The organism is Streptomyces sp. NPDC051576, assembly GCF_040681835.1.
GTDB lineage: Bacteria > Actinomycetota > Actinomycetes > Streptomycetales > Streptomycetaceae > Streptomyces.
The window spans coordinates 260778-280205 of record NZ_JBFAZO010000015.1 but is presented as its reverse complement, the minus strand read 5'-3'; the positions used below and the strand labels follow the sequence as shown (position 1 = coordinate 280205).

General features: G+C 70.2%; 16 protein-coding genes. 10 read left to right on the top strand and 6 right to left on the bottom strand.

Going from position 1 to position 19428, the window contains the following annotated elements; all coding sequences use genetic code 11:
• Positions 1–4 precede the first annotated feature (4 nt).
• The 4 genes from AB0M63_RS40025 to AB0M63_RS40010 all read right to left on the bottom strand — a co-directional run bounded on the left by AB0M63_RS40025 (position 5) and on the right by AB0M63_RS40010 (position 5917).
• The gene (locus AB0M63_RS40025; protein ID WP_366022842.1) at positions 5–1597 is read right to left on the bottom strand and encodes a serine/threonine-protein kinase; all 1593 of its coding nucleotides are present in this window, start codon (positions 1595–1597) and stop codon (positions 5–7) included.
• A gap of 111 nt (positions 1598–1708) precedes the next feature.
• Positions 1709–3919: a catalase/peroxidase HPI gene (gene katG, locus AB0M63_RS40020; RefSeq protein ID WP_366022841.1), complete on the bottom strand. Its 2211-nt coding sequence runs from the start codon at positions 3917–3919 to the stop codon at positions 1709–1711.
• A 33-nt stretch (positions 3920–3952) separates the two neighbouring features.
• Positions 3953–4390: a Fur family transcriptional regulator gene (locus tag AB0M63_RS40015; RefSeq protein WP_355915786.1), complete on the bottom strand. Its 438-nt coding sequence runs from the start codon at positions 4388–4390 to the stop codon at positions 3953–3955.
• Between the two features lie 144 nt (positions 4391–4534).
• Positions 4535–5917, bottom strand: a complete 1383-nt coding sequence (locus AB0M63_RS40010; RefSeq protein WP_366022840.1) for a cytochrome P450 — start codon at positions 5915–5917, stop codon at positions 4535–4537.
• Between the two features lie 246 nt (positions 5918–6163).
• Between AB0M63_RS40010 and mgrA the strand changes: the two genes are divergently transcribed.
• From mgrA to AB0M63_RS39965, 9 genes are all read left to right on the top strand, one after another.
• The gene (mgrA, locus tag AB0M63_RS40005) at positions 6164–7207 is read left to right on the top strand and encodes an L-glyceraldehyde 3-phosphate reductase (protein WP_355915792.1); all 1044 of its coding nucleotides are present in this window, start codon (positions 6164–6166) and stop codon (positions 7205–7207) included.
• A 52-nt stretch (positions 7208–7259) separates the two neighbouring features.
• Positions 7260–8264 carry a Dyp-type peroxidase gene (locus AB0M63_RS40000; protein ID WP_366022839.1) on the top strand — a complete coding sequence of 335 codons (1005 nt, stop codon included), beginning with the start codon at positions 7260–7262 and terminating at the stop codon, positions 8262–8264.
• Positions 8265–8374: 110 nt separating this feature from the next.
• Positions 8375–9256: a xanthine dehydrogenase family protein subunit M gene (locus AB0M63_RS39995; protein WP_366022838.1), complete on the top strand. Its 882-nt coding sequence runs from the start codon at positions 8375–8377 to the stop codon at positions 9254–9256.
• A gap of 2 nt (positions 9257–9258) precedes the next feature.
• On the top strand, positions 9259–9774 hold the full coding sequence (locus tag AB0M63_RS39990) for a (2Fe-2S)-binding protein (protein ID WP_366022837.1): 516 nt from the start codon (positions 9259–9261) through the stop codon (positions 9772–9774).
• Positions 9771–12167, top strand: a complete 2397-nt coding sequence (locus AB0M63_RS39985) for an aerobic carbon-monoxide dehydrogenase large subunit (protein ID WP_366022836.1) — start codon at positions 9771–9773, stop codon at positions 12165–12167. Before AB0M63_RS39990 ends, AB0M63_RS39985 begins: the two co-directional genes overlap by 4 nt.
• Positions 12168–12178: 11 nt before the next feature.
• Entirely contained in the window at positions 12179–13066 is an 888-nt protein-coding gene (locus AB0M63_RS39980; protein ID WP_366022835.1) for an XdhC family protein, read from the top strand.
• Entirely contained in the window at positions 13063–13956 is an 894-nt protein-coding gene (locus AB0M63_RS39975; RefSeq protein WP_366022834.1) for a MoxR family ATPase, read from the top strand. The genes AB0M63_RS39980 and AB0M63_RS39975 overlap by 4 nt, the downstream gene beginning before the upstream one ends.
• Complete coding sequence (locus AB0M63_RS39970) at positions 13953–14564, top strand: SRPBCC family protein (RefSeq protein ID WP_366022833.1); 612 nt, start codon at positions 13953–13955, stop codon at positions 14562–14564. The genes AB0M63_RS39975 and AB0M63_RS39970 overlap by 4 nt, the downstream gene beginning before the upstream one ends.
• Positions 14561–15766: a VWA domain-containing protein gene (locus tag AB0M63_RS39965; protein ID WP_366022832.1), complete on the top strand. Its 1206-nt coding sequence runs from the start codon at positions 14561–14563 to the stop codon at positions 15764–15766. Before AB0M63_RS39970 ends, AB0M63_RS39965 begins: the two co-directional genes overlap by 4 nt.
• A gap of 137 nt (positions 15767–15903) precedes the next feature.
• Here AB0M63_RS39965 and AB0M63_RS39960 read toward each other — a convergent pair whose 3' ends face one another.
• On the bottom strand, positions 15904–16863 hold the full coding sequence (locus tag AB0M63_RS39960; protein ID WP_366022831.1) for a LysR family transcriptional regulator: 960 nt from the start codon (positions 16861–16863) through the stop codon (positions 15904–15906).
• Between the two features lie 367 nt (positions 16864–17230).
• Here AB0M63_RS39960 and AB0M63_RS39955 point away from each other — a divergent pair, with 367 nt between their 5' ends.
• Positions 17231–17938 (top strand): NPP1 family protein, encoded by a 708-nt coding sequence (locus AB0M63_RS39955; RefSeq protein ID WP_355915906.1) that lies wholly within the window; start codon positions 17231–17233, stop codon positions 17936–17938.
• Positions 17939–17963: 25 nt separating this feature from the next.
• Here AB0M63_RS39955 and AB0M63_RS39950 read toward each other — a convergent pair whose 3' ends face one another.
• Positions 17964–19379 carry an FAD-binding oxidoreductase gene (locus AB0M63_RS39950; RefSeq protein ID WP_366022830.1) on the bottom strand — a complete coding sequence of 472 codons (1416 nt, stop codon included), beginning with the start codon at positions 19377–19379 and terminating at the stop codon, positions 17964–17966.
• Positions 19380–19428: the final 49 nt, after the last annotated feature.

The following is a 19428-nucleotide window of genomic DNA, read 5'->3' as shown; positions in this document are numbered from 1 at the left end:
GAACCTACCCGTTGGCGGGAACCACCTTGGTCACCTTGCCCTGAGGGGTGGCCGACAGGTAACCACTCGTCCCGTACGAGTCACTCAGGTAAACGGACATGTAGGCAGGGGTGTTGAACGTCTTCCACGGTAGCTGGACCACAAGGTAGCGGAGCGTCGGGTTCTTCACTTTGAGCTCCTTCTCTGCACGCGTGAACAAGGCGGGAACGGTGTCCCATTGGAAGTCCCGCACGTCCACGGGCTCGTATCCGCTCCCCAACGTGCTCTGGATGATGCCCTTTTCCACGCCTCCGTCGGCTCGGTAGGTGTAGTTGTCGTACTCGGTCCGGCTGCCCTTGACCATCACATCTGCCGAGACGTAATCGGGGTAGACGGTGATGCCGCCGAAGCTGTCGCGCCCCGTCTCCTTCTCGATGGCCTTGATCGCGGTCCGGATACCGCTCGGGGTGAGAAGGTCCGTGGTCTTCGCGGACGTCCCGCTGGAGGTGACCGTGGGCGAGGTCTGCTGTATCTGCCCGGTGGCGCCCGGAGTCTCCGTAGAGCCGTTGTTGTCGTCGTTCCCGCCCGGCAGCACCTTCCAGGCCAGCGTCCCCACCAGCAGCACGCCTACGACGCTGGAGGCGACCGCGACGCCCGGGGACCGCTTCGTCTTCCGCTCGGGCCAGTGTGCCGCCTGCATGTCGTCGGTGGCCGGCAGCGGTGGCGGGACCGGCGGTGCGAGCGGGTACGAGGTGGTACCGGGATCGTGGGCCGGCGGTTGGCCCGCGGCGGCGGCCAGCATCCGGGCGACCGTCCCGGCGTCCGGCCGCGCCTCGGGGTCGCGGACCAGGACGCAGGACAGCACCGGCATCAGCGATCCGGCCCGCACCGGTGGCGGGACTTCCTCCTGGAGTACGGCGGCCAGGGTGGCCAGGGTCGTACCGCGCCGGAGCGGATGGTGCCCCTCGACGGCGACGTACAGCATCATCGCGAGCGACCACAGGTCAGCGGCGGGGCCTCCGTGGTGGCCGGAGATCCGTTCCGGGGCCATGTAGTCGGGCGTGCCGATGATCGAACCGGTGGCGGTGAGGGCGGTGGCGTCGCGGATGGCGGCGATACCGAAGTCCGTGAGGACGGGGCGGCCGTCGGTGCGCAGCAGGACGTTGGCGGGTTTCACGTCGCGGTGCTGGACGCCGGCCTCGTGTGCGGCGCGCAGGGCGTCGAGCACTCCGGAGCCGAGCCGGGCGGCCTCGGCGGGTGCCATGGGTCCGCGGCCCAACCGGTCGGCTAGCGAGCCGCCTTGGACGAGTTCCATGACGAGCCAGGGGTAGGTGCCCTCGCCGCCGTCGACGATGTGATGGATCGTCACCACGTTCGGGTGCTCGACCCTGGCCAGGGCCCGCGCCTCGCGCAGGACCCGCTGGCGGAGCATCTCCGCGGCGCCGGGGTCGTACTCCGCGAGGTCGATGTCCGGCGGCCGGACCTCCTTGACGGCGACGTAGCGGTGCAGCAGCAGGTCGCGGGCGCGCCAGACCGTGCCCATGCCACCGCCGCCGAGCCGGGACTCCAGCTCGAAGCGGCCGTCGACGACCCGTCTGTCGGTCTCCCCCTCGTTCATGCGGAGGAGCTTATGTGACGAACGTGCATGGCTGTGCCGGGTGTTCGGTGACCGAGAAACGTCCGGGCCGGCCCGTGTGGGCCGACCCGGACGTCAGGTGGCGCGGAGTGCTCAGACCAGGTCGAACCGGTCCAGGTCGGAGACCTTGGCCCAGGCGGCGACGAAGTCGTTCACGAACTTCGTCTTCGCGTCGTCGCTCGCGTACACCTCGGCGAGCGCGCGGAGTTCGGAGTTCGAGCCGAAGACCAGGTCGGCACGGGTGCCGGTCCACTTGACGGCGCCGGAGGCGTCACGGCCCTCGAAGGTCTGCTGGTCCGAGGAGGTCGACGACCACGTGGTGCCCATGTCGAGCAGGTTGACGAAGAAGTCGTTCGTCAGCGTGCCGACCTTGTCGGTGAGGACACCGTGGGCGGACTGGCCCTGGTTGGCGCCCAGGACCCGCAGGCCGCCGACGAGGACGGTCAGCTCGGGGGCGCTCAGCGTGAGCAGGTTGGCCCGGTCGAGCAGCAGGTACTCGGCGGGGAGGCGGTTGCCCTTGCCGAGGTAGTTGCGGAAGCCGTCCGAGGTCGGCTCCAGCGCGGCGAACGACTCGGGGTCGGTGTGCTCCTCGGTCGCGTCGACACGGCCCGGCGTGAAGGGGACCTCCACGTCGACGCCGCCGTCCTTGGCGGCCTTCTCGACCGCGGCGGCACCACCGAGGACGATCAGGTCGGCCAGGGAGACCTTCTTGGCGCCGGAGTTGAACTCCTGCTGGATGCCTTCGAGGACCCGCAGCACCTGCGCGAGCTGGTCGGGGTCGTTGGCCTCCCAGCCGCGCTGCGGCTCCAGGCGGATGCGGGCACCGTTGGCGCCGCCGCGCTTGTCGCTGCCGCGGAAGGTGGACGCGGACGCCCACGCGACGGACACGAGCTGCGAGACGGTCAGCTCGGAGGCGAGGATCTTGGCCTTGAGGGCCGTGATGTCGGCGGCGTCGATGACCGCGCCCTCGGCCTGCGGCAGCGGGTCCTGCCAGAGCAGGGTCTCCGCCGGGACCTCCGGGCCGAGGTACAGGGACTTCGGGCCCAGGTCGCGGTGGGTCAGCTTGTACCAGGCGCGCGCGAAGGCGTCCGCGAACTCGGCCGGGTTCTCGTGGAAGCGCTTGGAGATCTCGCCGTAGATCGGGTCGAAGCGCAGCGAGAGGTCGGTGGTGAGCATCGTGGGGAGCTTCTTGGAGTCGCTGTGGGCGTCGGGGATGACCGCCTCGGCGTCCTTGGCCACCCACTGGTTGGCGCCGGCGGGGCTCTGGGTGAGCTCCCACTCGTAGCCGAAGAGGATGTCGAAGAAGTCGTTGCTCCACTGGGTGGGCTTGGTGGTCCAGGTCACCTCGAGGCCGGAGGTGATCGCGTCGCCGCCCTTGCCGGAGGCGTACGTGGACTTCCAGCCCAGGCCCTGCTGCTCGATGGAGGCGGCCTCGGGGTCGTTGCCGACCGATTCGGCCGGGCCGGCGCCGTGGGTCTTGCCGAAGGTGTGGCCACCGGCGATGAGGGCGACGGTCTCCTCGTCGTTCATCGCCATCCGGCGGAAGGTCTCACGGATGTCGCGGGCCGCGGCCAGCGGGTCCGGGTTGCCGTTGGGGCCCTCGGGGTTGACGTAGATGAGGCCCATCTGGACGGCGCCGAGCGGGTTCTCCAGCTCGCGGTCGCCGGTGTAGCGCTGGTCGTCGAGCCAGGTGGTCTCGGGACCCCAGTACACGTCCTCGTCGGCCTCCCAGACATCCGCGCGGCCGCCGCCGAAGCCGAAGGTCGTAAAGCCCATGGTCTCCAGCGCGACGTTGCCGGTGAGGATCATGAGGTCGGCCCAGGAGATGGACTGGCCGTACTTCTTCTTGACCGGCCACAGCAGACGGCGGGCCTTGTCGAGGTTGCCGTTGTCCGGCCAGCTGTTCAGCGGCGCGAAGCGCTGCTGACCGCGGCCGCCACCGCCGCGGCCGTCGCTGATGCGGTAGGTGCCGGCGCTGTGCCAGGCCATGCGGATCATCAGCGGGCCGTAGTTGCCGAAGTCGGCCGGCCACCAGTCCTGCGACGTGGTCAGTACCTCGGCGATGTCCTGTTTGACGGCCGCGAGGTCGAGGGCCTCGAACGCCTTGGCGTAGTCGAAGTCCGCGCCGAGGGGGTTCGCGACGACCGGGTCCTTGGCGAGGATCTTCAGGTTGAGCCGCTCGGGCCACCACTGGCGGTTGCCGCCACCCTGCGTCGGGTGCGGGGCGCGCCCGTGCGCGACGGGGCAGCCCCCGGCGTCCTCCGACTTCGCGTCCGTGACGATTGCGTCGTGGTTCTCAGACATGGGAATCCTTCCGAACTGGGTGGATCACGTTGCTCAGGAACTGGGGGCGGTGGTGCAGGCGGGGCACAGGCCCCAGTAGATGACCTCGGCCTCGTCGATCGCGAAGCCGTGGTCGTCGGAGGCGGTCAGGCAGGGTGCCTCGCCGACCGCGCAGTCGACGTCGGCGACGACACCGCACGACCTGCACATGAGGTGGTGGTGGTTGTCGCCGACGCGTCCTTCGAAGCGGGCGGGACTGCCGGCCGGTTCGATACGGCGTATGAGTCCGGCCGAGGTCAGCGCGTGGAGGGCGTCGTAGACGGCCTGGAGCGATATGTGTCCTACGCGGTCACGGACCCCGGATGCGACCGCCTCGACATCGAGGTGGTCACCGTGCCGAACGGTCTCCAGCAGCGCGACGCGGGCTGCCGTCACCCGCAGGCCGGCACCGCGCAGCTCCTCGGCGGTGGTCGGTGTCTGGGATGCGGTCATGGCGTTCAACCTACAGCCATAAACACGAGTGATTCAAGAAAACAAATGGTTCAAGTTTGATGTCGGGCCGGAGTGGGGGGTGTGGAGCGTGCGGGTGCCCGCGACCGAAAGGCCGCGGGCACCGCGATTCCGGCCATGTCCCGGCTACGCGAGGAACACCATGGTCATCGTGTCGGGCTTCACGGTGACGACGGCTTGGGCCCGTGGCGGCCGGGAAGTCAGTTCGAAACGGGGCCAGGTCCGCAGGACGGTCGCGAGGATGATCTGGAGTTCGGCCCAGGCGAAGTTTTCCCCGATGCACTTGCGACGGCCGTCACCGAAGGCGAGAAAGGAGTCGCGCCCGGCCGGGGCGCGCTCGGGTGTCCAGCGGTCCGGGTCGAAGGCGTCGGGGTCGGGGAAGCGGTCCGGGTCGTGCTGGTGCAGGTAGGGGCTCCAGACCACGTCCGCTCCCCGGGGGATGCGGTGGCCGCCCAGATCGACGTCACGGGCGGCGGTCCGGGTGACCATCCAGGCCGGCCCGTATTTTCGGATGGCTTCCTGCAACACCCGCCGGGAGTAAGGGAGTCGGTCGAGGTCGTCGTAGCGCAGGGGCCGGTCGCCGCACACCGACTCCAGTTCCTCGCGCAGCCGTCGCTCGATGCCGGGGTTCCGGGTGAGCTCGTACAGCGTCCAGGCGAGTGTGGTGCCGGTGGTCTCGATCGCTCCGGTCAGCAGGGTGATGGCCTCGTCCTGGAGCTGCTGTCGGCCCAGCGAGTCCTCCGCCGCCAGCAGGGTCGCGAACAGGCCGGGCTTCTCGTCGGCCCGGGTCGCGGACGCGTGTGGGCAGCCCGCCGTCGCGCCCGCGGTTCCGTGGTGGTCGATGGCCTGGTCGATCAGCGCGCGCAGCCGGGCGACGCGCGCGGCGTGGGAGCGGTTCATGGGCAGGGGCAGGCGCGTCACCCAGCCCGGCAGGATGGTCTGCCGAATCGTTCCTTCCATGATGGCCGGCATGAGCGCGGTGAACTCGCCCGCCAGATGTCCGGGCAGATCCGCGCCGAACAGGGCGACCAGGAACGCGGCCAGGGTGATCGCGTTCATGTCCGCGTACACATCACGGGGCCGCTCCCCCGGCCAGGCGGCGACCAGCGTCCGCACCTGCTCGATCATGGCGTCGCCGCGTTCGGCGATGTGCGCCTTGTTGAACATCGGCTGCATCAGGCGCCGGTTGCGCAGATGCGTGTCGCCGTCGGCGACGGTGGCCAGCCCGTCGCCGAAGAAGACCCGCAGCGCGTCGATGATCCTGCCGCCCTTGGTGAAGTCCGCGGCGTCGGTCACCAGGACCCGCCGGGTCAGGGCGGGGTCGGTGACCACATAGGCGGGGGTGGGGCCGATGCGTATGCGGACGACACCGCCGTGCTCGCGCAGCGAGGTGATGAACGGCAGCGGGTCACGGGCCAGCCGGTGCCCGTGGCCGATCAGGGGCCGGGCACCGGGAGCGGTCGGAACGGGAGTGGGGGTGTCGGCGGGCGACGTGGTGGGAGCGTTCATCGGGGCTTCTCTCCTCGTGGGGGAGGCAACCAAACGCCCGCATCCCTGCCCAAGACCACCTTCCGGAAAGCAATCCGGAAGTGATCGCTCCGTCACACCCGGGGTCCATCGGATTCAGCGACGACACCGCTGAATCCGATGCACAGGAACGGTTGGACTCACCCATCACGCAGCGGCACAGTAGGCACGTCGGTCACCCCGACGGCACGCCCCTTCACGCACCCATGCACTTTGCGGAGACCCCCGATGAACCACGTCGCAGACCCCGAGCGCTACAACGGCACCATGCGCTACCGCCGCACCGGCCGCTCGGGGCTCGACCTGCCCCTGCTGTCGCTGGGCTACTGGCACAACTTCGGTGACGACCGGCCGTTCGAGACGCAGCGGGAGATCGCGCTGCGCGCCTTCGACCTCGGGATCACCCACCACGACCTGGCGAACAACTACGGTCCGCCCTACGGCGCCGCCGAGGTCAACTTCGGCCGACTGCTGAAGCAGGATCTCGCGCCGTACCGCGACGAGTTGGTGGTCTCCACCAAGGCGGGCTGGGACATGTGGCCCGGCCCCTACGGTCAGGGCGGCGGCTCCCGCAAGTACCTGCTGGCCTCGCTCGACCAGTCCCTCAAGCGCACGGGCCTGGACTACGTGGACATCTTCTACTCGCATCGTCTGGATGCCGGCACCCCGCTCGAAGAGACCATGAGTGCGCTGGACACCGCCGTGCGCCAGGGCAAGGCGCTCTACGTCGGCATCTCCTCCTACGACGCCGAGCGCTCCCGTGAAGCGGCCGCGATCCTGCGTGAGTTGGGCACTCCGCTGCTCATCCACCAGCCGTCGTACAGCATGGTCAACCGGTGGATCGAGCACGACGGGCTGCTCGACGCCGCGCGGGACGAGGGCTTCGGGGTCATCGGTTTCACGGCGCTGGCGCAGGGGCTGCTGACCGGGCGGTACCTGGACGGGATCCCGGAGGGGTCGCGGGCCGCCGCGGGCACCTCGTTCGACGCGGGCTGGCTGACCGAGGACATGGTGCGCCGGCTGCGCGCGCTGAACGACATCGCGGCCCGGCGCGGTCAGACCCTGGCGCAGATGGCGCTCGCCTGGGCGCTGCGCGACGAGCGGGTCACCTCGCTCGTCATCGGCGCGTCCCGCACGGAGCAGCTCGAACAGAACGTGGCCGCGCTGGACAACCTCGGCTTCAGCGACGAGGAGCTGACCGAGATCGACTCGTACGCCGTCGACGGCGGGGTGGATCTGTGGCAGGACGCGCGTACTGGGAAACTCGGCTGAGCGTCGAGGTGCCGGCCGCCACGGCCGGCAACCCCAGGACACCCGCGGAGGCGTGGAGTACATGACAGTTGACGGCTCGGTCGAACGCACGGACGGCAGCATCGACGACGGGATCGTCCCGACCACGCAGGCCGTGCTGGAGAGCCTGGCTCCCAGCGCGACCTTCCTCGTCGTCACCGTGGAGCCCGGCGGCGAGGAGACGGCACGTCAACTCCTCGGCGATCTGGGCGGGTTGACGCGGTCCATCGGGTTCCGCGCGCCGGACGGTCGCCTCAGTTGTGTGACCGGTGTCGGATCGGACGCGTGGGACCGGCTGTTCGACGGTCCGCGCCCCGCCGAGTTGCATCCCTTCCGCGAACTCGCCGGCGACCGTCACACCGCTGTCTCCACCCCCGGTGACCTGCTGTTCCACATCAAGGCCGTACGGGCCGACCTCTGCTTCGAGCTGGCCGCCGAGATCATGGGCCGGCTGGGCGGAGCGGTGTCCGTGCGCGACGAGGTGTCCGGGTTCCAGTACTTCGACGTGCGCGATCTGCTGGGTTTCGTCGACGGAACGGAGAACCCCGTGGGGCAGACGGCCCGCGAAGCCGTGGTGGTCGGCGGCGAGGACCCGGAGTTCGCGGGCGGCAGCTATGTGATCGTGCAGAAGTACCTCCACGACATGGCGGCCTGGAACGCGCTGTCGGTGGAGCAGCAGGAACGGGTCGTCGGGCGTACGAAGTTGACCAACATGGAGATGGACGACGACGTCAAGCCGGCCGACTCGCACATCGCGCTCAACGTCATCACCGGCCCGGACGGCACCGAGCGGAAGATCCTGCGCGACAACATGCCGTTCGGCAGCGCGGGACAGGGCGAATTCGGCACCTACTTCATCGGGTACGCCCGCACGCCCTCGGTCACCGAGCAGATGCTGCGCAACATGTTCCTGGGCACCGACTCCGCGTCCCACGACCGCATCCTGGACTTCTCCACGGCCGTCACCGGCAGCCTCTTCTTCGTGCCGTCCGCGGACTTCCTCGACGACCTGCCCGCCTCCCCCGGCCGAGCAACTTAAGTGAACGGTTAACCAGCCGTTGACACCCCTGTCCGCCGGGCGCCCAATGAGGCCCGGACGCGGCGCCCGGCCGACCGGCCAAGTGCCGTACGAGACAGGGGGATTGGGGTATGCAGGTTCCCGCTCCGTTCGAGTACCAGCGGGTCGGCAGCGTCGGCGAGGCGGTCGCGCTGCTCGACCGGCTGGGCGACACGGCACGGCTGGTGGCCGGCGGGCACAGTCTGATCCCGATGATGAAGTTGCGGCTGGCCAACTTCGAGTACCTGATCGACATCAACGACCTGCACGACGAGCTGGGTTACATCCGCGCCGAACCCGGGCTGATCCGCATCGGCGCGATGACCCGCCACCGCGAGCTGCTGGAGTCGGACGAACTCGCCGCCGCCTTCCCGGTGTTCCGGGACGCCGAACGCGTCATCGCCGATCCCGTCGTACGCAACCGGGGCACGCTCGGCGGCTCCCTCTGCCAGGCCGACCCGTCCGAGGACCTCTCCGCCGTGTGCACGACCCTCGACGCCAGTTGCGTGATCCAGGGCAGGGACGGCGAACGGGTCGTGTCCATGGAGGACTTCCACCGGGGGCCGTACGAGACCGCCGTCGGCGACGCGGAGATCCTCACCGAGGTCCGCTTCCCGGTCCGCCCGCATGGGTCCAGCGCGTACGAGAAGGTCGAACGGCGGGCCGGTGACTGGGCGGTGGTGTCGGCCGGCGCGGCGGTGTGGCTGGACGGCGACGGGCTGATCGCCGACGCCCGGGTGGGGCTAGCCGCCGTAGGACCGAACACGGCCGGCATCCCCGGTATCGCCGAGGCCCTGCGCGGCCGGCGCCCGAGCGAGGAACTGTACGGACAGGCCGGGGACATCGCCGCCGAGGCCTGCTCGCCGGTGACCGACCGGCGCGGCAGTGCGGACTACAAGCGCCATCTGGCACGGGAGTTGACCATGCGCGTGCTGCGCCGGGCCGTGGCCCGCGTCGACGGACTGGAGGTGTGATCGTGCAGGTCAGCATGGTCGTCAACGGCGAAGAGGTCACCCGGGAGATAGAGGGGCGGCTGCTGCTGGTCCACTTCCTGCGCGACCATCTCCGGCTTACCGGCACCCACTGGGGGTGCGACACCAGCAACTGCGGTACGTGCGTGGTGTGGTTGGACGGCGAACCGGTCAAGTCCTGCACCGTGCTGGCGGCGATGGCGGGCGGCCACGAGGTGCGCACCGTGGAGGGGCTGGAGCAGAACGGTGAACTCGACCCGGTGCAGCGGGGGTTCGTCGAGTGCCACGGACTCCAGTGCGGCTTCTGCACGCCCGGCATGATGATGACGGCGCGGGCGCTGCTGGACCGTAATCCCGACCCCTCCGACCAGGAGATCCGGGAGGCGATCTCCGGGCAGATCTGCCGCTGCACCGGCTACGCCACCATCGTCCGCTCGATCCGGTGGGCGGCGGCCGAGGAGGCAGGGACCCGAACTGCCCTGGAAACACAGGCGACTTCGGCTTCGGGGAGCACGTCATGACCGCCGTCTCCGAGAACGGGCATCGCACCGCGTTCGTCGACAACGACCAGAAGCCCTGCGGCCACGGCCGGATGCTGCGCAAGGAGGACCCGCGGTTCGTACGAGGCAAGGGCCGCTATGTCGACGATCTCGACCTGCCCGGCATGCTGCATCTGGCGATCCTGCGCTCGCCGTTCGCGCACGCCCGCGTCCTGTCCGTCGACACCTCCCTCGCCGAGGCCCATCCGAAGGTCCGGCTGGTCGTCACCGGGGCGATGCTCGCCGAGCAGGGCCTCGCGTGGATGCCGACCCTCTCGAACGACGTGCAGGCGGTCCTGGCCACCGACAAGGTCCGCTTCCAGGGGCAGGAGGTCGCCTTCGTCGTAGCGGAGGACCGCTACGCGGCCCGGGACGCGCTGGAGTTGATCGACGTCGAGTACGAGCCGCTGGACCCGGTGATCGACGTCCGCACCGCCCTCTCCCCCGACGCGCCCGTCATCCGCGACGACCTGGAGGGCAAGGCCGACAACCACTGCTTCGACTGGGAGACCGGCGACGAGGCGGAGACCGCGGCCGTCTTCGCCCGCGCGGACGTCGTGGTCACCGAGGACATCGTGTACCCGCGTGTGCACCCGGCGCCCATGGAGACGTGCGGCGCGGTCGCGGACTACGACCAGGTCGACGGCCGGCTCACCCTGTGGTCCACCACCCAGGCACCGCACGCCCACCGCACCCTCTACGCGATCGTCGCCGGGCTGCCGGAGCACAAGATCCGGGTCGTCTCCCCCGACATCGGCGGCGGCTTCGGCAACAAGGTGCCGATCTACCCCGGTTATGTGTGCGCGATCGTCGGCTCGCTGCTGACCGGCAAGCCGGTGAAGTGGATGGAGGACCGCGCGGAGAATCTGATCAGCACCGGTTTCGCCCGCGACTACGTGATGCGCGGCGAGATCGCGGCCACCCGCGACGGACGCATCCTCGCCGTCCGCACCCAAGTCCTCGCCGACCACGGCGCGTTCAACGGCACGGCCGCGCCCGTGAAGTACCCGGCCGGCTTCTTCGGCGTCTTCACCGGCAGTTACGACATCGAGGCCGCCCACTGCAGGATGACCGCCGTCTACACCAACAAGGCGCCCGGCGGGGTGGCTTACGCCTGCTCGTTCCGCATCACCGAGGCCGTATACCTGATCGAGCGGATCGTCGACTGCCTCGCGTACGAACTGGCCATGGATCCGGTCGAGTTGAGGATGAAGAACTTCATCCGGCCCGAGCAGTTCCCCTTCCGCACCAAGACCGGCTGGGTCTACGACTCCGGCAACTACGCGCCCACCATGGAACTGGCCAAGGAACTCGCAGGCTACGACGCGCTCCGTGCGGAGCAGGCCGCGAAGCGGGCGCGCGGTGAACTCATGGGCATCGGCGTGTCGTTCTTCACCGAGGCGGTCGGCGCGGGACCCCGCAAGGACATGGACATCCTCGGCCTGGGCATGGCCGACGGCTGTGAGCTGCGGGTGCATCCGACGGGGAAGGCGGTCGTACGCCTCTCCGTGCAGACGCAGGGGCAGGGGCACGAGACGACGTTCGCGCAGATCGTCGCCGAGGAACTCGGCATCCCGCCGCAGGACATCGACGTGGTGCACGGCGACACCGACCAGACACCCTTCGGCCTCGGCACCTACGGCAGCCGCTCCACCCCCGTCTCGGGCGCCGCCGCTGCGCTGGTCGCCCGCAAGGTGCGGGACAAGGCCCGGCTGATCGCCTCGTCGATGCTGGAGGTGTCGGTCGCCGACCTGGAGTGGGAGAAGGGTTCCTTCCGTGTCGCGGGCGACCCGGAGGCCTCGGTCACCATCCAGGACATCGCGATGCGGGCGCACGGCGCGGGCGATCTGCCCGAGGGGGTGGAGGGCGGTCTGGAGGCGCAGATCTGCTACAACCCGGAGAACCTCACCTATCCGCACGGTGCCTACATCTGCGTAGTCGACATCGATCCGGGCACCGCGAAGGTCACCGTCCGCCGCTTCGTCGCGGTCGACGACTGCGGCACCCGGATCAACCCGATGATCATCGAGGGGCAGGTGCACGGCGGGCTCACCGACGGCGTCGGCATGGCACTGATGGAGATGATCTCCTTCGACGAGGACGGCAACTGCCTCAGCGGTTCGCTGATGGACTATCTGATCCCGACCGCGCTCGAAGTCCCGGACTGGGAAACGGGGTTCACCGTCACACCCTCTCCGCACCACCCCATCGGCGCGAAGGGGGTCGGCGAGTCCGCGACGGTGGGATCGCCGCCCGCGATCGTCAACGCGGTGGTCGACGCCCTCAAGCCGTACGGCATCCGGCACGCGGACATGCCGCTCACCCCCTCGCGGGTGTGGGAGGCGATGCGGGGCCGACCGGCTCCGCCGATCTGAAGGTGGTCGCGATGACCGGCAAGTTGAGTGCGCGGGCCCTCGAACTCACCGAGCGGCGCGTGCCGTTCGTCCACGCACGCGTGGTGCGCGCCCAGGCACCCGCCTCGGCGCACCCCGGCGACGAGGCCATCGTCCATGGCGACGGCACCATCGACGGCTTCGTCGGCGGCCAGTGCGCCGAGGGCTCGGTGCGTACGGCCGCGCTCGGCGCCCTGCACGACGGCGGACCGCTGTTGCTGCGCGTCCTGCCGCAGGGGGACGCCGAGTTCCCCGACACACCCGGGGCGCGGGTCGTGGTCAACCCATGCCTGTCCGGCGGCGCGTTGGAGATCTTCCTGGAGCCGGTGCTGCCGCCGCCGCTGATCGAGATCGTCGGGACCACACCGGTCGCGGAGGCCTGCGTCGCGTTCGCCGCCCTGCTCGGCTACGCCACGGCCCGCTCGCTGCCCGACGGCCCGCCCGCCGACCACACTGCGGCGGTGATCGTCGCCGGGCAAGGCCGGGGCGACGCGGAGTCCCTGCGCGCCGCCCTCGACGCGGGTGTCGGTCATATCGCGCTGGTCGCCAGCCACCGCCGTGCCGCCGCCCTCCTCGACGAACTCGGCCTGACCGAGGCAGAGCGCGCCCGTGTCCAGGCTCCGGCCGGGCTGGACATCGGTGCCCGGACCCCGTCCGAGATCGCGCTGTCGATCCTGGCGGACGTGGTGCGGGTCGTCCACGCGTCGAAGGCGCCCCTGCCGGTCCCCGAGCGCCCGGTCGAAGCCGTGGACCCGGTGTGCGGGATGACCGTGACCGTGCGCGCCGACACACCTCATCTCACCACCGGGGACGGCGAGTTCTGGTTCTGCGGGACGGGCTGCCGGGACCGCTGGTCCACGGGTGGACGGGCCACCGGGTGAGCGCACTCTTCGCGGACACCGAAGACGTACGGCGGCGGCTCGACGCGGTCGGCCACCTCGTCGACGACGGGACAGCGACCGCCCTCCTCCTCGCCACGCTGCTCGACCGGCCGCTGCTGCTGGAGGGCGAGCCGGGCGTGGGCAAGACCAGTGCGGCCAAGGCCCTCGCCAAGGCCCTGGACACGCCGCTGATCCGGTTGCAGTGCTACGAGGGGCTGACGGCGGGCGAGGCGCTGTACGAGTGGAACTACCAGCGCCAACTGCTCGCCGTCCGGTTGACCGAGGCGCACGGGCGGGAGTTGTCCGACGGCGACCTGTTCAGCGAGGAATTCCTGCTGGACCGGCCCCTGTTGCGGGCGGTGCGCCATCAAGGCCCGCTGCCGCCCGTGCTGTTGATCGACGAGATCGACCGGGCCGACGACGAGTTCGAGGCGCTGCTCTTCGAGTTCCTGGGCGAACGGTCCATCAGCGTCCCGGAGTTGGGCACCTTCACCGCCGTACGGCCGCCCGTCGTGGTGCTCACCTCCAACCGCAGCCGGGAGTTGCACGACGCGCTGCGCAGGCGCTGCCTCTACCACTGGATCGACTTCCCCACGCCCGAACGCACGGCGGAGATCCTGCGCCGTACGGTGCCGGCCGCGAACGAGCCGCTGATCGCGTCCACGACCGAGTTCATCGGCCACCTGCGCGGGCTCGATCTCGACAAGGCGCCCGGTATGGCGGAGGCCATCGACTGGGTCTCCGCGCTGGCGGCGCTGCGGGTCGCGCGGCTGGCCCGCGAGGACATCGTCCGCACGCTCAGCACGGTCGCCAAGAGCCCCGACGACCGCACCGCCGTGGTCGGGGCCCTCGACGCGCTCGGCTATCCCGAAGAAGCGAGGACACCATGAAGATCGACAACGAGTTCAGCGTCGGTGTGCCGGTCGAGCGGGCCTGGCAGGCGCTCACCGATCTGGAGGCTCTCGCCCCGTGCATGCCCGGCGCCGAACTGACCGGCGTCGACGGCGACGTCCACCGGGGCAAGGTCAAGGTCAAAGTCGGGCCCATGGTCAGCCAGTTCGCGGGGACGGCACGCTTCGTGGAACGGGACGAGAGCGCGCATCACGCCGTGATCAGCGCGGCAGGCAAGGACATGCGCGGGGGCGGCAACGCGTCCGCGACGGTCGACGCACGGCTGCGTGGCGAGGGCGCGGTCACGGTTGTGACGGTCAGTACGGACCTCAACATCAGTGGCAGGCTTGCCCAGTTCGGCAGCGGCATGATCAAGGAGATCTCGGAGAAGCTGTTCGCGGAGTTCGTGGCGAACGTGGAGACACGGTTGCTGACGACGCGGGACCTGCCGGAGACCGAGCCCGAGGCGGAGGCGGTGGAACCGGTGCCGGAGGCCGAGCCGTTGGACCTGATGCGGGTGGCCGGTGCCTCCGTGTACAGGCGGCTGATCCCCGCCCTCCTCGCTGCCGTCGTCATCGCCGTGGTGGTCTATCTGCTGGTCCGATGACACCGGGTGGTCCCCTGCTGCCCACCGTCGACCGGGCCGCCTTCGCCACCGCGCTCGCCACCCGGCTCAGGGAACACGGCGTGCCGGTGGGCCCGACCGCGGCCCGGGACTTCGTGCACGCGCTCGCCGCGGCTCCGCCCAGGACACGGACGGCGCTGTACTGGACGGCTCGCGTCACCCTCGTACGCGATCACCCTCAACTTGCCCGTTTCGACGAGGTCTTCGACGCGGTCTTCGGGCAGGCCGTGCTCGCGCTCGACCCCAATACCCGGCGCGATGGGTACGGCGCGGGCCCCGAGGGGCAGGACGGGGCTCGTGCCGACGCCGCCCCCGTGGGCGGTGCCGGCCTGCCCTGGGTGACCCTGCCGCCCGCCGTGGACACCGCCGAACACCGTACGGACCGCGCGCTGACCGTGCCGGAGCGGTTGCCGAGCGATCTGGCGGCCGTGGTGGACACACCGTTCGGTGAACTGAGCCCGGAGCAGGCCGAGTTGCTAGGTCGCTGGCTGGAGGCGCGGCTCCAGGAGTGGCCGCTGCGCCGAACCCGGCGCCAGGCCGTGCGGGCAGACGGCCATCGAGTGGCGGTCCGGGAGACGATGGCCCAGGCCCGGCACACCGGCTGGGAACCCGTACGGCTGGTCCGGGCCGGACCGGTGGACCGACCGCGCCGGGTCGTGGTGCTGTGTGACGTGAGCCGGTCGATGCAGGCGCAGGCGGTGGCGTATCTGTACCTGATGCGGGCGCTCGCGCTGACGACCCGCGCCGAGGTCTTCGCGTTCGCCACGTCGCTGACCCGGCTCACTCCGGTGCTCGCGCACCGCTCGGCGCAGGAGGCGTTCGAGGAGGCGACACTGCGGGTCACCGACCGGTTCGGCGGTACCCGCATCGCCCACTGCCTGGGCACGCTCCTCGCCTCGCACCACGGCGGCACCCTGCGCGGCGCCGTCGTACTGATCGGCTCCGACGGCTGGGACGCCGATCCACCGGACCGGCTCGCCGCCGCCATGGCCCGACTGCGACGCCGCGCCCATACGGTGATCTGGCTCAACCCCCGGGCCGCCGCGCCCGGTTTCGCACCCCGCACGACGACGATGGCGGCAGCGCTGCCGTACGTCGACCTGCTGCTGCCGGCCGACAGCTTCGGCGCGCTACTGCGGGTGCCGGACCAGATCGCGCGGCTCGGGAGACGACGCGGGCGCTGACTCCCCCGGCTTCACACCCCGCACCACAACAATGACAGCGGCCTACCGAACATCGACCCCCTGTTGCCAGCCTTCCGCTTCGGCACACTGCTGCGCGCGCCGGGCCAGATCTCACGACTCGCAAGACGACGCAGCCGCTAACTCCACAACGTCACGTGGATCGCCGGCCGGAACCGCCCCGCCGTGACCCCCGTGCCGCGCAGCATCGCCTGGGTGGCGCGCGGTGTGGTGACGAAGCGGCGTAACTCCGCTGCGGCGGGCGGGGCTTCGCGGTCGGGGAGGGTGAGGAGGTTCCAGGAGCCGCGGGCGGGGAGTTGGGGGCCCGTGAGTCGGCGGAGGTCGCCTTCCGCGAGGTCCTTCGTCACGGCGAAGGCGACCGCGAGGGCGACTCCCCTGCCTCGCTTGGCCTCGTCGACGGAGGCGGCGTGGCTCTGGAAGATCCGCTGGTTGTGTTCGGGGATGCCCAGGCGGCGGAGTATCGACGGCACGATGCCCGTCCGTCCGACCGCCGAAGGGCCCAACAGCCACGTTTGGGCGCGCAGTTCGGCGGTACCTGCGTTCGCGGTGGACGCGAGGGGGTGGTCGGGTCCCACTACGGCGATGAGCTGGTAGTTGAGGAAGTGCGTGCAGGTCAGGGCGGCGTCGAGGGTGGCGGGTCGGGGGCCGATGGCCACGTCGACGGAGCGGGTCAGGAGCAGTGAGGCGAACTTCTGCGGGGTGTGGACGCTGAGTTCGACGTCGAGGTCGTCGGCGCGGCCCGCGAACAGTTCGATCAGGCCGGGTGCGGCGTGCTCGGCGAACAGGCTGGACGCGGCGACGCGCAGCAGTCGGCGGCCGGAGCCGGCCTGTTTGACTTCGAGGATCGTCTGATCCTGGAGTCCCAGCAGCTCGGCGGCCCGGCTGGCCAGCCGCAGCCCGCCAGGAGTGAAGGCGAGCCCGTTGGCCGTACGGGCGAAGAGTTTGTCGCCCAACTCCCGGCGCAGATGTGCGACATGGATCGAGACGGCCGACTCGGTGACGGCGAGATCGGCAGCGGCGGCCTTCACCGAACCAAGGCGGACGGTCGCCGCGAAGGCCCGTAGTTGCGCCGGGGTCAATCAGAACCTCCCGCACTCACCACGGGTGCCCATCCACCTGTGCCCTGGATCTCAAATTAGCGCACCTGTTCGCCGAGGGCCATGGTCGCGTCGAGAGCCACAGAGGCACGCGGAAGACATAGGGAAGACACAGGTAGGAGAGTTCAGTGCCTCGCCAAAACCCGTACACCGCACAGGTGTTGACGTGCACACACCGGACTGCGATGGTCTGGACCTGGCGCAGCCAGTAGCGCCCCCACAGCCAAGAACTGGAGTTGGCGTGCCTCTTCCGACACCCCCCACCGCACACCCCGCCAGAGCCCCCAAGCCCCGGAACCGGCGCCTTCGCCGGTCCGCCGTCGTCACCGTCCTCGGTGCGCTCGCCCTCGTGATCGGGCAGGCGACGGCTGCCCAGGCCGACGTACTGACGCTGCTCCCGCAGAACGCCGACGGTCTGGAGCAGACCTTCTCCCCGGCCTACGACTACGACGGCGACGGCTGCTACGCCACAGCCGCCATCGGCCTGGACGGCACCATCAACCCCGGGCTCAAGCTCGGTGGCGACGTCAACGGGCACTGCCACGACCTCGCGCAGCTGAACAACGCCAACACGTACTCCCGCGAGAAGTGCAACAACGACTGGTGTGCGGTGATGTACGCCAGCTACTTCGAGAAGGACCAGGTCACCCTGGGTCCGGCGGCGATCGGTCACACCCACGACTGGGAGCACGTCGTGGTGTGGATCAAGGACAACACGGTTCAGTACGTGTCGGTGTCACAGCACTCCGCGTACCAGGTGTCCGCGGCCTCGGGGGTGCGTTTCGACGGCACGCACCCCAAGATCGTCTATCACAAGGACGGCATCGGCTCGCACGACTTCCGCTTCGCCAACACCAACGACGAACCCCCGGAGAACGCCACCGGCGGCTGGTTCTACCCGCGCCTGGTGGGCTGGAACGGCTACCCGGCCGGCCTCAAGGACAAGCTCCTGGCCGCGGACTTCGGCTCGGCCACGCTGAAGATCAGGGACAGCGACTTCAACTACGCGCTCTCCATCGCCGAGCCGTCCGGCATCTCGTTCGATCCGAACGCGTGATGCCGGCCCGGCCTCGGAGCTGGTGTCACGGGCGTGTCTCGTAGCGCGGTTTCGGGGCCGGGTGGATGTTCTGGTTCAGACGGAAGACGTTGTCCGGGTCGCGGTCGGCCTTGATGCGGGACAGCCGGTCGTAGTTGCCGCGGTAGCTGGCCCGGACGCGTTCCTGCCCCTCGTCCATCATCATGTTCACGTAGGCGCCGCCCGCCGAGTACGGGTGCAGGGCCTCCTGGTAGTCGATGGTCCACCTCTTGACGAGGCCGGCGTTGGCGGGGTCCCGGTCGACACCGGCGAACACGGACGCCCAGCGTGCGTCGCGATACGCCCACGGGGTCTCGTCGTTGCCGACGTCGTGGGCGGCGCCGTCGATCGGGTAGAGGTGCATCGTCGACTGCGGGGTGGGGACCTCGGCGCCGAACTTGGCGTGGAGTTCCACGGCCTCGTCGGGGATGTCGTTGACGAAGTCGGCGCGCCAGTACCACTGGTCGCCGGGCGGGTAGAGCCCGTCGAACATCGCCTGCATGTCCGGGTGTTGCATCGGTCCGGCCGCGTGCAGCAGGGGTGCGGGCAGCGCGTCGAGCAACGGTGCCATCTCGCGTGCGGCGGCCTCGGTGTCACCGCCGGTGTAGCACCAGACGACGCCGGCCGTCTTGCGCAGGTGGAGTTCCTCGGGGAACGGCGGGGCGGGCGGGACGCTGCCGTAGAGGAAGAAGGCGCTCAGTTCGCGGGGCGCGTTCGGCAGGAAGTCGCGGTAGGCGGTGAGGACTTCGGCGCTGATCTCGACGGGCCAGAAGGTGGGTCCGGCGACGACCGTGCTCACCTCGTGCAGGCGGAACAGGAACGAGGTGACGACGCCGAAGTTGCCGCCGCCGCCCCGGACCGCCCAGAACAGGTCGCTGTTCTCGTCGGCACTGGCCCGTACCCGGCTGCCGTCCGCGAGGACGAGGTCGGCCTCCAGGAGGTTGTCGATGGTCAGCCCGCACTTGCGGGTGAGGTGGCCGAGTCCGCCGCCGGTGGCGATGCCGCCGACGCCGGTGGTGGAGATGATGCCGCTGGGGGTGGCGAGTCCGTGCGCGTTGGTGGCGCGGTCCACCTCGCCCCAGACGCAGCCTCCGCCGACCCGGACGGTACGGGCCTCGGGGTCGACGTGGATGGCCTTCAGCGGGGAGAGGTCGGCGACCACTCCCCCGTCGATGGTGCCGAGTCCGGCTCCGTGGTGGCCGCCGCCGCGCACCGCGAGGGGCAGGTCGTGAGCACGGGCGAATGCGATCGTGCGGGCCACGGCGTCCGCGTCGGCGCAGCGCGCGATGAGCGCGGGCCGTTTGTCGATCATCGCGTTGTAGACGGCGCGGGCCTCCGGGTAGGCGGCGTCGTCCGGGCCTATCAACTCCCCGGTGAAGTCGGTCAGTTCGCGGCGAGCGGTCTGTGCGGGTGTGCTGGACATGCGGTCCCCCGTTTCGTGCTGCTCTGGATGACCTGCTTGTTCTATTTCG

Excerpts from the sequence above, each read along its gene's own strand:
- AB0M63_RS40025 (WP_366022842.1), bottom strand. The coding sequence starts at position 1,597 with ATGAACGAGGGGGAGACCGACAGACGGGTCGTCGACGGCCGCTTCGAG.
- katG (WP_366022841.1), bottom strand. The coding sequence starts at position 3,919 with ATGTCTGAGAACCACGACGCAATCGTCACGGACGCGAAGTCGGAGGAC.
- AB0M63_RS40015 (WP_355915786.1), bottom strand. The coding sequence starts at position 4,390 with ATGACCGCATCCCAGACACCGACCACCGCCGAGGAGCTGCGCGGTGCC.
- AB0M63_RS40010 (WP_366022840.1), bottom strand. The coding sequence starts at position 5,917 with ATGAACGCTCCCACCACGTCGCCCGCCGACACCCCCACTCCCGTTCCG.
- mgrA (WP_355915792.1), top strand. The coding sequence starts at position 6,164 with ATGAACCACGTCGCAGACCCCGAGCGCTACAACGGCACCATGCGCTAC.
- AB0M63_RS39995 (WP_366022838.1), top strand. The coding sequence starts at position 8,375 with ATGCAGGTTCCCGCTCCGTTCGAGTACCAGCGGGTCGGCAGCGTCGGC.
- AB0M63_RS39985 (WP_366022836.1), top strand. The coding sequence starts at position 9,771 with ATGACCGCCGTCTCCGAGAACGGGCATCGCACCGCGTTCGTCGACAAC.
- AB0M63_RS39980 (WP_366022835.1), top strand. The coding sequence starts at position 12,179 with ATGACCGGCAAGTTGAGTGCGCGGGCCCTCGAACTCACCGAGCGGCGC.
- AB0M63_RS39970 (WP_366022833.1), top strand. The coding sequence starts at position 13,953 with ATGAAGATCGACAACGAGTTCAGCGTCGGTGTGCCGGTCGAGCGGGCC.
- AB0M63_RS39965 (WP_366022832.1), top strand. The coding sequence starts at position 14,561 with ATGACACCGGGTGGTCCCCTGCTGCCCACCGTCGACCGGGCCGCCTTC.
- AB0M63_RS39950 (WP_366022830.1), bottom strand. The coding sequence starts at position 19,379 with ATGTCCAGCACACCCGCACAGACCGCTCGCCGCGAACTGACCGACTTC.